This is a genomic window from Streptomyces sp. cg35 (assembly GCF_050410835.1).
GTDB lineage: Bacteria > Actinomycetota > Actinomycetes > Streptomycetales > Streptomycetaceae > Streptomyces.
This window is the reverse complement of record NZ_CP191268.1, coordinates 4,666,019-4,678,967: the sequence shown is the minus strand read 5'-3', so window position 1 is coordinate 4,678,967 and position 12,949 is coordinate 4,666,019. Positions and strand designations below refer to the sequence as shown.

Genomic DNA, 12,949 nt, shown 5'->3' with positions numbered 1-12,949 from the left:
CGCGGCGCTCTGCCGTGCCGCTTCGTCCGGGTGCCCCGCCCTGTCCGGCCCCATGGCTGCTCCCCTCCCTCGCTCCCCCGAGCCCTCGTGCGCGGAGTTGCTCCGCGACCGGTCCCAGCACATCACATTACGCACGCACTCCGTCACCGTTCGTCGCGAATTGACGAGACTGGAACAACTCCCTCCGGTGCGCGCGCATCGCGCGCCGACGGGTCACACGAGGCGTACGGGCTTCTCGGGGCGGATGCCGAGACGGGCCAGCCAGCCCTTGAGGGGCTCCGGGTCACCGTCCTCGACCAGGCTCAGCACGCGCGGCGCGAGGTCCCCGGCGCGCTCCCCGTCGACGAGCAGCGCGGGCCCGTCGAGCCAGTCGAGACCCGGGGTCGCACCGGCCGTGTCCACGGCGGCGCAGCACACCATCGCGGTGACGTGATCGGCCAGCAACTCCCGTCCGCTGCGCGGCGGTTGCAGCGGGAAAAGCGGCAGCGCGCCCTCGTCCCACAGCGCGCCGTCCGGGCTCTGGCCGGTGGGCGCGGGCGCCTCGGGGCGCGCGCTCTCCTCGCGGGCCAGCTCGGTGCTGAGACCGGCGGAGAGGGAGTCGACCTCGGGGCGCGGCGTGGGCGCGAGCAGGGCGTCGAGCTCGGCGTCGGTGTACGTCTCCGGGGAGACCTCGGTGAGGTCCGGCGCGGGCTCCTCCGGCAGCGTCCCGGGGTCCGCCGCGAGGTGGTCGAGGACCCGCGCCAGGGTCGGGCCCTCCGGTGCGGAGACGGCGGGGCGGGTGCTGTGCACGCCCAGGGTGTCCAGGACCCGGTGCAGACGGGCGGCGTCGATGCGCCATTTGCGGTCCACGACCTCGTCCGGGTACTCCTGCCAGTCCACCGGCGCCCAGTCGGGGCCCGGTTCGGCGGGGCCGCCGTGGAAGAGGCGGGCGGCGAGCAGGGAGGCGGCCTCGTCCACGGTGCCGGGCTCTTCGAGGAGGTCGCAGGCGGGGCGCTCGCCGAGCCGGGAGGCGAAGCCCTCCGCGAGCCGGTCGCGGCGGGACAGCTCGGTGAGGGCGGCGACCACGCCCGCGTCCAGGCGGGACGGCCAGCGGCCCATGCGCCAGGCGGGCAGCGCGACCCGGGTGAGCAGCCGGTCCCAGCCCGCGTACGCGAGTCCGACCTGCTCCTGGGCGACGATCCGCAGGCCGTAGTCCACAGCCTGTGCGCGCTCGGCGCCGGCGGCGGCGACGCCGCGCTCCATCTCGGCGGCGTGCACCCGGCAGCCGCTCAGCATCAGCCGCGCGACCCGGCCGACGCCGCTGAGGACGATCCGGGCCAGCGGGCCGCGCCCGGGTGCCGCGGCGACCGCGACGGCCGCGTCCAGGCCCCGCACGAAGCGCCGGGCCGCGGCTATGTCGGGGTGGGCGGAGGGGCCCGTACCGGCGACGACGGGGGCGAGGACGGCCCGCAGCTCGGCGACCCGCATCCACCACAGGAACGGGGAGCCGATGACCAGGACCGGTGCGACCGGGGCCTTCGCGCTGTCGTCCTTCGGCGGACGCGGCGGGCCGTGGGCCGGATGCGTACGGTCCTCGAGCCAGCTGTCGCAGTCCGGCGTGAGGGCTATCGCCGAGGGCGCCGGGACCTCGAGGCGGTCGGCCAGGTCACGCACCAGGCGGTACAGATCGGGGGCGGTGTGCTCGGCGATCGGGACGGTCGGGCTGACGGCGGGCCTGGCCCGCGCCACGACCAGCGCGACGGCCACCGCGGCAAGCAGCACGAGCACCGCGAGGACGGACACGGCCACCCGCGCGATGTCCCAGCCCCGGCCCGTCAGCCGGCCGGTGGCGCTGCCCGCGAGCAGGATCACCGACGCGGCCGCGGGCAGCAGCGCCAGCGCCGTCGCCCTGCCGCGGATGCGCAGCACGGCGACGGCCCGGGAGCGCGCTGCCTGCGCACCCGCTTCCGCACCCATACCGGACACGATCGATGTCACCCCCTGCTGCCTGTGCCTCTTGTCCGGCCACGGGCCGGAACCCGCGGCAGAACACTGGTGGCGTTGCTCACTCCCCCACTGTGGCACCCGCCACCGACATCGCAATGCCGGTGGTCCGTCTGGTTCTTTCCGGTCCCGACGGGCGGTGGTTCCGCTTCGCGAGTGCCGGAACTCCGTGCGCCGCACCCTAGTTGGGAGTCGGGGCATCGTCAGCCGGATGGGCCATCGGTCACTCGATGGAATGGCTTTGGGCAAAGGTGGCTGACATCAGGGGCCGGACGGGAGAGGGTGTCATCCGTCCGGCCCCTTGTCCGAGCCTGGTGCGTCCGGGCCTGTCCCGGCGGCCGCGACCGTCCGTGGCGGTCGGAGATCATCAGCGACCGTCCGTGGCGGTCAGCTTTCGGCGGCGGCCTTCGCGGCGATGTCCGTGCGGTGCTGGGATCCGTCGAGGCCGATGCGGGCCAGCGCGGTGTACGCGCGCTCGCGGGCCTGCGCGAGACCGGCGCCGGTCGCCGTGACGGACAGCACCCGGCCGCCCGCGCTGAGGACCGGCCCGTTGTCGCCGTCCCGCTTCGTCCCGGCGTGCAGGACGTACGCGTTCGGGGCATCCTGTGCGGCCACCGCGTCGAGCCCGGTGATCGGGTCACCGGTGCGCGGGGTGTCCGGGTAGTTGTGGGAGGCGATGACGACGGTGACGGCCGCGTCGTCGCTCCAGCGCAGCGGCTCCAGGTCGGCGAGCGTGCCGTTCGCGGAGGCGAGCAGGACACCGGCCAGCGGGGTGCGCAGCCGGGCGAGCACGACCTGGGTCTCGGGGTCGCCGAAGCGGGCGTTGAACTCGATGACGCGGACGCCGCGGCTGGTGATCGCGAGACCGGCGTAGAGCAGGCCGGAGAAGGGGGTGCCGCGCTTCTTCATCTCGTCGACGGTCGGCTGCAGGACCGTGTCGAGGACTTCCTGGACCAGCTTCGGGTCGGCCCACGGCAGCGGCGAATAGGCGCCCATGCCACCGGTGTTGGGGCCCTCGTCGTTGTCGAGCGCGCGCTTGAAGTCCTGGGCGGGCTGGAGCGGGACGACCGTCGTGCCGTCGGTGATCGCGAAGAGCGAGACCTCGGGGCCGTCGAGGAACTCCTCGATGACGACGCGCTCGCAGGCGTTCGCGTGGGCGCGGGCCTTCTCGATGTCGTCGGTGACGACGACGCCCTTGCCGGCGGCGAGGCCGTCGTCCTTGACGACGTACGGTGCGCCGAACGCGTCGAGCGCCTCGTCGACCTCCGCCGGGGTCGTGCACACGTAGGACCGGGCGGTCGGCACCCCGGCTCCCGCCATCACGTCCTTGGCGAACGCCTTCGAGCCCTCCAGCTGCGCGGCCTCGCCGGACGGGCCGAACACGGGGATGCCCTCGCCGCGGACGGCGTCGGCGACACCGGCGACCAGGGGAGCCTCGGGGCCCACGACGACGAGGTCGGCCTCCAGCTTCTGGGCGAGGGTGGTGACCGCGGTGCCGTCGAGGGCGTCGACGGCGTGCAGCTCGGCGACCTCGGCGATGCCTGCGTTGCCAGGAGCGCAGTGCAGGGCGGAGACGGCGGGGTCGAGGGACAGAGAGCGGCACAGGGCGTGTTCGCGGGCGCCGCCGCCGATGACGAGGACCTTCACGCCCGTCAGCCTATCCGTCCGGGCGGTGTGCTCTTGTACGGGCTTCCCAACGGGGAGCGGACCGTGGTTTGTGGGTTTCTCCAGGGCGGGGTGCGCCACTACTCGTTGATGAATTCCTCGACCACGGTCGCGCCCAGTTCGCGGACGAACAGGTCCTGTCCGGACAGCGCGTTCTCGTCGAGGTCCGGGTCGTCGTCCTCCGGGACGTCGTCCTCGGCGGAGACCGGCTGACGGGCGGGGGCGGGCGCCGGGGCCGGCGCGGGGGCGGGGGCGGGCGTCGGGGCGGATGCCGCCGCGGGAGGCGCGGGTGCCGGGGTCGGAGCCGGAGCCGGGGCCGGGGCCGGGGGCGGGGTGTAGCCGCCGCCGTAGCCGCCGGGCGCGGGCGGTGCCGGGGGGCCGCCCCCGGCGTCGACCACCGCGTCGACCTTCCACTGCACGCCGAACTGCTCGGTCAGGGCCGCCTTCAGTACGTCCTCGCTGCCGCTGCTCACGAAGTTGTCCCGGGCGCCCGCGTTCACGAAACCGAGCTGGAGGGTCGTGCCGTCGAAGCCCGTCACCTGCGCGTTCTGACTGAGCAGGATCCAGGTGAAGCGGCGCTTGTTCTTGACCGCCTCCAGGATGTTCGGCCAGAGCATGCGGGGGTCCGGGCCGCCGGCGGGCGCCGCGGCCGGAGCCGGGGCGGCGGGAGCGGGCTGCGACGGGGCCGGGGCGGTGGGCGCGGGGGCCGCCGCCGGGGCGGGCGGCTGGCCGGAACCGGCGGCCGCGGCGGTGGGCCAGCCGCCGGGCCGGCGCCCGCCGCCTCCGCCGCCCGCGGGGGCGGCGGTGGGCCAGGCGCCGGGGGCCGCGGCGGGGGGTGCGGCAGCGGGGGGTGCGGCGGCCGGGGGTGCGACCGGGGCGGGCGGGGCCGGTGGTGCGGCTTCCGGGGTCGGGGCGGGTGCGGGGGCCGCGGGTGCGGGAGCCGGGGCCGGGGCGTCGGGAGCGGTGCCGCGCACTGCCGCACGGGCCGCCGCCGGTCCGCCGCCGGGCGGGACCGGGGCCACGGGTGCGGACGGTGCGGGCGGTGCGGGCGGCATGGGCGCGTGGGCATCGGGCCCGGGAACGTAGGCCATCGCGGGACCGGGGCCCTGACCGCCCGGGGTGAAGACGCCGCCGCGCTCGATGCGGTCGAGGCGGGCCATCACGGAACGCGCGTCGTCGTACGCGGCGGGCAGCAGCACGCGCGCGCAGATCAGCTCGAGCTGGAGCCGCGGCGCGTTGGCCCCGCGCATCTCGGTCAGGCCTTCGTTGACGAGGTCGGCGGCGCGGCTGAGCTCGGCGGCGCCGAACGTGCTCGCCTGCGCCTGCATCCGCTCGACGACATCGGCGGGGGCGTCGATGAGCCCCTTCTCCGCCGCGTCCGGAACCGCGGCCAGGATCACCAGGTCCCGCAGCCGCTCCAGCAGGTCGGCGACGAACCGACGCGGGTCGTTGCCCCCCTCGATGACCCGCTCCACGACCTCGAAGGCGGCGGCCCCGTCGCCGGTGGCGAAGGCCTCGGTCATGGAGTCCAGCAGCGAACCGTCCGTGTATCCGAGCAGCCCCGTCGCCATGGCGTACGTCACACCGTCCTCGGCGGCGCCCGCGAGGAGCTGGTCCATGACGGACATGGAGTCACGCACGGAGCCCGCGCCGGCCCGCACGACGAGCGGCAGCACCCCGTCCTCGACGGGGATCTCCTCCTTGCCGCACACCTCGCCCAGGTAGTCGCGCAGGGTGCCCGGCGGCACGAGCCGGAACGGATAGTGATGCGTACGCGACCGGATCGTCCCGATGACCTTCTCGGGCTCGGTGGTCGCGAAGATGAACTTGAGGTGCTCCGGCGGTTCCTCGACGACCTTCAGCAGCGCGTTGAACCCCGCCGGCGTGACCATGTGGGCCTCGTCGATGATGTAGATCTTGTACCGGCTGCTCGCCGGGCCGAAGAAGGCCTTCTCCCGCAGATCACGGGCGTCGTCCACACCACCGTGCGAAGCGGCGTCGATCTCGATGACGTCGATCGAACCCGGCCCGTTGCGCGCGAGGTCCAGGCAGGACTGACAGGTGCCGCACGGCGTCGGCGTGGGGCCCTGCTCGCAGTTCAGACAACGGGCGAGGATGCGCGCGCTGGTCGTCTTGCCGCAGCCGCGCGGACCACTGAACAGGTACGCGTGATTGACCCGGTTGTTCCGCAGCGCCTGCTGCAACGGGTCGGTTACATGCTCCTGCCCGATGACCTCGGCGAACGACTCCGGGCGATAACGGCGGTACAGCGCGAGAGACGACACATGTACGAGGTTATAGGCGCCCACTGACAACCGGCCCCGACCGCCCCGGGAACGCAGACGCCCCCCACGCACCCGCCAGAGCCAACCTACCCTTGCTGCCTTCCGGCCCTGGGGGAGTTCAGTCAGATAGCGCCACGTGAGGGGCTGCGCCCAGAGTACATGCTCCGGCCGGGTGGCAGCGACGGGTCCGGACGACGGAGGGGGCGACGGGAGGGCGACGGGGGCGACCGGCGGGAACGGGTTCGCGAGCACTCCTCAACGTCTTGTATTGTTTGCCGCGGAGGATTCGCCTAGAGGCCTAGGGCGCACGCTTGGAAAGCGTGTTGGGGGCAACCCCTCACGAGTTCGAATCTCGTATCCTCCGCCAGTGCCTCACCGGGCACGATGTCGAAGGGCCCCGCTGCTAGCAGCGGGGCCCTTCGACGTTCTCCGTCTCAGTTGTCGTCTCAGTTGAGTTCTGAGGCCGCCGGGGACGGCTCCCAAAGCGCGTCTCCCACTTGCTGCGCGACCTTCCGCAGCATCGGCCCCGTGATGTGCATGTACCGAGCGCGCATCCGGGCCGCTCCCCCGGGCTCCCAACCCATGATCGCGTCGACCACAACGTCCGGGACACCGAGAAGCAGGAGCACGGTCGCAGCGGTGTGACGTGCGTCGCGAAGTCGGCCGTCCCGTACGCCCGCGTCCCGAAGGAGCCGCTTCCAGAGGTGATAGTCGGTGTTGGGGCTCAGCGGCCCACCGGCAGGAGACGCGAAGACGTATCCCTTCTCCTCCGAGTCGGATCCGGCGATGGTCCTCTCCCGGTCACCTTTGGCTGGGCAGATTGGATCACGCCTTAGCTCCGTGCCCCATCCGTGCCCGATAGACCGGGAACTCACGGGGAACCACGGTTACGAGCGGGCAGCACTCAGGACGAAGGCCCCGACGAGTGTTCTTGGTCAGGGGCCTTCAACCACTGCGGTGGGTGTGGGATTTGAACCCACGGTGACTCTCGCCACGACGGTTCTCAAGACTGCTCGGAGGCTGAGTCAGCCTGATGAGCACCGCAGTGCACGCGACCCAGTGCCGCGCCTAGGATCCCCGCTATGGACAGCGCAGAGCACCCCTTCGACTGGCTTCAGCGGTGGTACACCGAGCAGTGCGACGGAGACTGGGAGCACTCATGGGGTGTCAAGATCGGCCCGCTAGACAATCCTGGGTGGACGATTGAGATCGACCTTGAGGAGACCTCGCTCGAACGCAAGAGGTACGCGGCAGAGCGCATCAGGCGAAGCGACACTGACTGGATCTTCACCCATGTCCAGGCGCTACGTTTCACAGCCTCATGCGGACCGGGCAACCTCACCGAGGTACTTGCCATCTTCCGCAAGTGGGCCGAGGGCGCATAGCTGTACAGCAGCGAAGTACCGCAACTGCAGCAACCGATCATGTTCGCCTGTGGCCCACAAGAGCCGCGCGACGGCCGGAATGAACGCTGCTGACCGCTCTGCATAGAGCTACGGATCAGAAGGCATAACCTGTTGAGTGGTGAGGTCGTCCGCACGGTAAAGGCCGGGACCCGGGGTGCGACAAGGCTCGGCTGCCTCACTGCTCAAGCCCGTGCCAGATCCGTGCCAGGTTGGCCGGGGAGCCACGGGGAACGCCGGGCAACGGAGCGTCAGCGACGAGGGCAGAGTAAGCCGCTCCCCCGCAGGTCAGACGCCTAACTCCCCCTGAATCACCCGAGCTTCCCAAGCTCAGAGCGTTCTCTGACAGATCAACCGCTGCCGTCTTGAGGGCCAAACCAGCCGCTCACGCATCCTGCCCGGGGGCTGCTCCTGACGTTGGCAGTGGAGCCCTTGGATGAGCGGTTCCTGGAACTCACGATCCAGGACGACACGTGGATCAACGAACTACCCCCACCGTCGAAGCCAGGCGCCGCGACGTCCCAGATCCACGACTGGTGGTGGCACCGGCGCCCTGACCCGCTCCCCTGGTAGACGCCCTGCCGGCGGGGCCAGAGGCAGGCGCAGGCCCCGCTGCGAACAGCGGGGCCCTTCGACGTCGGGCGTATCCGTTCGGGTCAGCGGCGGCGCAGTCGGTGGCGGTTGGCTGTGGGTGGGTGCTCGGGCCAGTGCAGGAGCAGCACGGACAGCACGAGGGGGGTCACGGTCAGGATCGTGAACGTCACCGGTGTACTCCCTCGGTGGTGGGCCGGCCGGCGCAGCGGGCGGCTTCCATGAGCCGCTGGACCGCGGGTGAGCTGGTGCGCAGGTGGAGACTCCGCCCGTGGCGGCTCCAGCGGTCGAGGACGTTCAGCAGGGCGGAATCGGCGAAGGTGACCCGCCGTACGTCGAGGCTGAGGTGCCGGTAGCCGTGGACGGCTCCCGCGGCCAGGACCGTCCGGAGCGGTCTCGCGCTGTGGTGGTCGATCTCGCCCTGGAGCTCGATCCACAGCGCGGGCCCCGCGGTGGTGCAGGAACGGATGATTATGTCGCCGGGCGTACTGGTGCCCGCCTCCTTCATGCTCTCGGCGTCGCTGCCGACGGCGAGGGAGGCAGAGGCGGAGGTGGACAGTATGAGAGGGGTGCTTTCGGGACTCACGCCGTGATCAACCCGCGAGCCGGGGCACAGGATGCGGCGGATCACCCGGCTGTGCGCACGGGCCCCTCGGCAGGGGGAAAGCATTCAGTCCAGCGGGTGGAGTCCGGCATGGGATCCGTCACAACGGTGGCAGCCGGCTCCCGGGTCCGGATGCGCCGTCATGCCTCCGGCGGGGTCGAACCGGTCTCCGGATTCTTCAGTGCGGCCAGGACCTGCCGTTGCCTCCGGCGGAGCGGGGGGATGTGGACCGGGTCGTGTCCCGGGTGCGGGGTGCGCTCGGGGCGGCTGTGTTCGGCGAGCTCTTCCTTGAGGGGGCCCTGCTGGATCCTGACGCCGCGCTCGAGCGTGCCGTCCCGGGGCTCCGCTCCTCGATCGCCGGGGGGGGCTCCACCGGAGGGGCTCCATAGGGGTAACCCCACCCTCAAGACACCGAGTTCCCCCATGTCCCGGCCCGGCGCCGGGCGCGACGCTTGAGGCATGACCTCGACGACGACGCTCCCCTACGCGGACACCCACCGCACCGCCTCGGCCGCCGCCCCCGCCCCCGCCTTCTGGCGCGGCCCCTTCGCCCGCTCCACCTACCGCGAGATCGGCCACACGCTCACGTCGCTGCCCGTGGCGGTCGCCGGGTTCGCTTTCGCCGTGACGATGTTCGCCCTGGGCGCGGGCACGCTCGTCGTCTGGATCGGGCTGCCGGTGTACGCGGCCATGCTGGGCGGCGCCCGTGCGCTCGGTGCCGCCGAACGCGGCCGGGCCCGCGCCCTCCTCGGCCTGGACGTGCAGGCCCCGGACGCGCCCGCGCCGGGGCTGCGCGGGCGGCTCGCGGACGCCGCCGGGTGGAAGGCCCTGCTGTTCCACACGGTGATGTTCCCGTGGCGGGTGCTGTCCTTCACCCTGTCCGTGACGTTCCTGGTCACCGGCTGGGTGGTCGCGCTGTTCCCGGCGTACTCCTGGGTGTTCCACCGCTACCTGGACTGGCCCGGCTACCGCGTCTACGACTTCACGACCGACGCGGGCGCGCACCACGCGTACTACATCGAGTCGCCCGCCCAGATCGCCGCGGTCTCCGCGATCGGGTTCGTCCTCGTCTTCCTCACGCCGCTGCTGGTGCGCGGCCTGACGAACGTGGACCGCGCCGCGATCCGCTCACTGCTCTCGAAGTGAACCGCGCCGCGTGAGCACCGGCCGCAGCGCGTCCAGCACAGTCGCGTCGTCGACGGTCGACGGCACCGGTTCGTCGAGCCCGTCGGCGATGCCGCGCATGGTCCTGCGCAGGATCTTCCCGGACCGCGTCTTCGGCAGCGCGGCGACGACCGCGACGTCCTTGAGCGAGGCGACGGCCCCGATCCGGTCCCGTACGAGCTGGACGAGTTCGGCCTCGACGACGCCGGGGTCCGCGTCGACGCCCGCCTTCAACACCACCAGCCCGCGCGGCACTTGGCCCTTGAGCGGGTCCGCGACCCCGATGACGGCGCATTCGGCGACCGCGGGGTGGGCGGCGAGCACCTCCTCCATGCTGCCGGTGGACAGCCGGTGCCCCGCGACGTTGATGACGTCGTCGGTCCGGCCCATCACGAAGACGTAGCCGTCCTCGTCGATGTGCCCGCCGTCGCCGGTCAGATAGAACCCGTCGTACGCGGACAGGTACGAGGCCACGAACCGCTCGTCGTCGTTCCACAGGGTCGGCAGCGCCCCGGGCGGCATCGGCAGTCGCACCACGATCGCCCCGTCCTCCCCCGCGGCCACTTCCTTCCCGGCCGCGTCGAGGACCCGCACGTCCCAGCCGGGCAGCGGCCAGGTCGGAGAACCCGGCTTGGCGGGGGCCGCCTCGATCCCCACCGGGTTCGCGACGATCGGCCAGCCGGTCTCGGTCTGCCACCAGTGGTCGACGACGGGGATCCGCAGCAGCTCGCCCGCCCAGTGGTACGTCTCCGGGTCCAGCCGCTCCCCGGCGAGGAAGAGATACTTCAGGCCGCTCAGGTCGTGGCCCCGCGCCAGCTCCCCCTCCGGATCGACCTTCTTGATCGCGCGGAACGCGGTCGGCGCCGTGAACAGCGTCTTCACCCCGTACTCGGCGGCCACCCGCCAGAACTGGCCCGCGTCGGGCGTCCCGACCGGCTTCCCCTCGTACAGCACGGTCGTCGCACCGGCCAGCAGCGGCCCGTACACGATGTACGAGTGGCCGACGACCCAGCCCACGTCGGACGCGGTGAACATCACCTCGCCGGGGCCGACGTCGTACACGGCCTCCATGGTCCAGCGCAGCGCGACGGCATAGCCGCCGCAGTCACGGACAACTCCCTTGGGTTTCCCGGTCGTTCCGGACGTGTACAGGATGTAGAGCGGGTCGGTGGCGGCCACCGGCACGGGCGCCGCCGGGCTCGCCGTGCGCACGGCCTCCCGCCAGTCCACGTCCCGCTCGCCCAACTCGGCCGGCGCCTCGGGCCGTTGCAGGATCACGCACGCGTCGGGCTTGTGCCCGGCCAGGCCGACGGCCCGGTCCAGCAGCGGCTTGTACTCCACGACGCGCGCGCCCTCGATGCCGCAGGACGCCGAGACGACGACCTTCGGCGCGGCGTCGTCGATCCGCACGGCCAGCTCGTGCGCGGCGAACCCGCCGAACACCACGGAGTGCACCGCCCCGATCCGCGCGCAGGCCAGCATCGCGACGACCGCCTCCGGCACCATCGGCATATAGACGACGACCCGGTCCCCGCGCCCCACCCCGAGCCCCGCGAGCACCCCGGCGAAGGCGGCGACCTCACCGGTCAGCTCCTCGTACGTGTACGTGCGGCGCGTGCCGGTCACGGGCGAGTCGTACACCAGCGCGGCCTGCGCCCCGCGTCCCGCGGCGACGTGCCGGTCCAGCGCGTTGTGGCACACGTTCAGCTCGCCGTCCGGGAACCAGCGGTAGAAGGGCGCCCCCGAGGAGTCGAGCGCCCGGGCGGGCGCCACGTCCCAGTCGATCCCGCCGGCGGCGGCGAGCCAGAACCCCTCGGGGTCCTCGGTGCTCGCGCGGAAGACTTCGTCGTACGTCGCCATCGGCCGTACTCCCCTCGGTAGAGACGGGAACACGATCCGGTCAGGCCGTCACCGCAGTCAACAGCACCACCGCGTCCGTCAGTGCCGTGAGCCCGTGCCGTTCCTGCGGGATCGCGCGGATCTCGCCCTGGGCGAGGGTGACGTCGCCGGAGACCGCGGTGAGGCGGACGCGGCCGCGCAGGACCTGGAGGGTCGCGGCCGGCGGGGCGTTGTGCTCCTCCAGGGCGCTGCCCTCCGTCAGCGCGATGACGCTCTGGCGCAGCGGGTCCTCGCGGATGAGGAGTTCGGCGCTGCGGCCGTGGGCGGCGTCATGGGCGGCGGAGAGGTGCTCGTCGGCGAGGGAGGTGAGGTCGTACGTCGTCGTCATGCGCCCAGCGTGGCCCGGCCGCCCGCCGGGCGCGACGCGGCGTCAGCCGATCGGTTCACGGTGTTCGGGCCCGGCGTCCTCGGGCCTGACGCCCGGGCAGCTGCGGCCCACGAAGTCCGCGAAGGTCCTGGCCAGCGGGGACAGCGCGGACCAGCGGCGGACCGCCCAGCCGACCTGGAGGGGCGGCAGGCAGGGGACCGGGAGCAGGGTCAGGCCGGGCGAGGGAGCTCCGCCGGGGCGGCGCAGGCCCGGCAGGTCGGGGACGACGGCGTGGCCGAGGCCCAGTTCGGCGAGGTGCACGGCGGTGTCCCAGTCGGCGATGCCGGTGCCGGAGGCGGGCCCCTTCGTGAGGCCCAGCTCGGCGAACCGCTCGTCGAGATGGGCGCGGGACGTGGAGTGCTCGGGCGGCAGGATCAGCTGGGCCGAGGCCCTCAGGTCCTCGGGCCCGGCCGAGGATCCGGCGGCCAGGGGGTCGTCGTCGCGCACCGCCAGGACCCAGGGCAGCTCGACCACCGGGCGCAGCTCGATGCCGCGCTCGGGGGCGCCCATCGTGATCCAGGCCAGGTCGAGGTCGTGCGCGGCGAGCGCCTCGAAGCAGCTGCGGCTGGAGCTGACCGTCTGGAACTCCAGGCTGACCTGCGGGTGGGCGCGCCGGAAGTCGACGATCGCCGCCGCCATGAAGTGCCGCACCGAGGTGGCGCCGGTCGTCACCCGGACCGAGCCGCTCTCGCCGCGTGCCAGGTCGCCGAGGCGGCGCAGTGCCTGGTCGAGGGCGCCGATGCCGTCGGCCGCGGCGGCGCGCAGGATGCGGCCCGCGGGGGTGGGCACGACGCCGCGCGCGTGCCGTTCGAGCAGGCCGAGACCGACCTCTTTCTCCAAACGCTTGACGTGCTGGCTCACCGCGGACTGCGTACAGGACAGCTCACGTGCGACGGCGCTGAGGCTGCCCGCGCGGCAGACGGCGACGAAGACGCGGAGGTCGTCGAGGGTCACGCGGGCCAAGCTACAGCTTGGGTATGTGCAAGAA

At 72.9% G+C, this 12,949-nt stretch carries 9 protein-coding genes, 1 tRNA gene, 1 other RNA gene and 1 pseudogene; 3 read left to right on the top strand and 9 right to left on the bottom strand.

Annotated elements, in window-relative coordinates; genetic code table 11:
• Positions 1–213: 213 nt before the first annotated feature.
• From ACQUQD_RS21225 to ffs, 4 genes are all read right to left on the bottom strand, one after another.
• Positions 214–1,956, bottom strand: coding sequence for a hypothetical protein (locus ACQUQD_RS21225; protein WP_428953702.1), 1,743 nt, complete (start codon positions 1,954–1,956; stop codon positions 214–216).
• Between the two features lie 414 nt (positions 1,957–2,370).
• The gene (gene purD / locus ACQUQD_RS21220) at positions 2,371–3,630 is read right to left on the bottom strand and encodes a phosphoribosylamine--glycine ligase (protein ID WP_428953701.1); all 1,260 of its coding nucleotides are present in this window, start codon (positions 3,628–3,630) and stop codon (positions 2,371–2,373) included.
• 98 nt (positions 3,631–3,728) lie between these two features.
• Positions 3,729–5,933, bottom strand: a complete 2,205-nt coding sequence (locus tag ACQUQD_RS21215) for a DNA polymerase III subunit gamma and tau (RefSeq protein WP_428953700.1) — start codon at positions 5,931–5,933, stop codon at positions 3,729–3,731.
• 53 nt (positions 5,934–5,986) lie between these two features.
• Positions 5,987–6,081, bottom strand: an RNA gene (ffs, locus tag ACQUQD_RS21210) — signal recognition particle sRNA small type.
• A gap of 131 nt (positions 6,082–6,212) precedes the next feature.
• Here ffs and ACQUQD_RS21205 point away from each other — a divergent pair.
• Positions 6,213–6,300 (top strand) — tRNA-Ser (locus tag ACQUQD_RS21205).
• 79 nt (positions 6,301–6,379) lie between these two features.
• On the opposite strand, the pseudogene ACQUQD_RS21200 reads toward ACQUQD_RS21205, so the two are convergent.
• Positions 6,380–6,733: pseudogene (locus ACQUQD_RS21200) on the bottom strand (tyrosine-type recombinase/integrase); the annotation flags it as partial.
• A gap of 282 nt (positions 6,734–7,015) precedes the next feature.
• On the opposite strand from ACQUQD_RS21200, the gene ACQUQD_RS21195 reads away from it, so the two are divergent.
• Positions 7,016–7,318 carry an immunity 53 family protein gene (locus tag ACQUQD_RS21195; protein ID WP_428953699.1) on the top strand — a complete coding sequence of 101 codons (303 nt, stop codon included), beginning with the start codon at positions 7,016–7,018 and terminating at the stop codon, positions 7,316–7,318.
• Positions 7,319–8,096: 778 nt separating this feature from the next.
• Here the strand turns inward: ACQUQD_RS21195 and ACQUQD_RS21190 are convergent.
• Positions 8,097–8,513 carry an STAS domain-containing protein gene (locus ACQUQD_RS21190; protein WP_428953698.1) on the bottom strand — a complete coding sequence of 139 codons (417 nt, stop codon included), beginning with the start codon at positions 8,511–8,513 and terminating at the stop codon, positions 8,097–8,099.
• A 477-nt stretch (positions 8,514–8,990) separates the two neighbouring features.
• Between ACQUQD_RS21190 and ACQUQD_RS21185 the strand changes: the two genes are divergently transcribed.
• On the top strand, positions 8,991–9,677 hold the full coding sequence (locus tag ACQUQD_RS21185) for a sensor domain-containing protein (RefSeq protein WP_428953697.1): 687 nt from the start codon (positions 8,991–8,993) through the stop codon (positions 9,675–9,677).
• Here the strand turns inward: ACQUQD_RS21185 and ACQUQD_RS21180 are convergent.
• The 3 genes from ACQUQD_RS21180 to ACQUQD_RS21170 are packed head-to-tail and all read right to left on the bottom strand — an operon-like array spanning position 9,660 to position 12,915.
• Positions 9,660–11,555, bottom strand: a complete 1,896-nt coding sequence (locus tag ACQUQD_RS21180) for a propionyl-CoA synthetase (RefSeq protein WP_428953696.1) — start codon at positions 11,553–11,555, stop codon at positions 9,660–9,662. The two genes, ACQUQD_RS21185 and ACQUQD_RS21180, sit on opposite strands and share 18 nt — an antisense overlap.
• Before the next feature lie 40 nt (positions 11,556–11,595).
• Positions 11,596–11,922 (bottom strand): cupin, encoded by a 327-nt coding sequence (locus ACQUQD_RS21175; RefSeq protein WP_428953695.1) that lies wholly within the window; start codon positions 11,920–11,922, stop codon positions 11,596–11,598.
• Between the two features lie 42 nt (positions 11,923–11,964).
• Entirely contained in the window at positions 11,965–12,915 is a 951-nt protein-coding gene (locus ACQUQD_RS21170; RefSeq protein ID WP_428953694.1) for a LysR family transcriptional regulator, read from the bottom strand.
• Between the last annotated feature and the right edge of the window lie 34 nt (positions 12,916–12,949).

Coding starts and splice junctions, on each gene's coding strand:
- ACQUQD_RS21225 (WP_428953702.1), bottom strand. CDS start 1,956: ATGGGTGCGGAAGCGGGTGCGCAGGCAGCGCGCTCCCGGGCCGTCGCC.
- ACQUQD_RS21195 (WP_428953699.1), top strand. CDS start 7,016: ATGGACAGCGCAGAGCACCCCTTCGACTGGCTTCAGCGGTGGTACACC.
- ACQUQD_RS21185 (WP_428953697.1), top strand. CDS start 8,991: ATGACCTCGACGACGACGCTCCCCTACGCGGACACCCACCGCACCGCC.
- ACQUQD_RS21180 (WP_428953696.1), bottom strand. CDS start 11,555: ATGGCGACGTACGACGAAGTCTTCCGCGCGAGCACCGAGGACCCCGAG.
- ACQUQD_RS21175 (WP_428953695.1), bottom strand. CDS start 11,922: ATGACGACGACGTACGACCTCACCTCCCTCGCCGACGAGCACCTCTCC.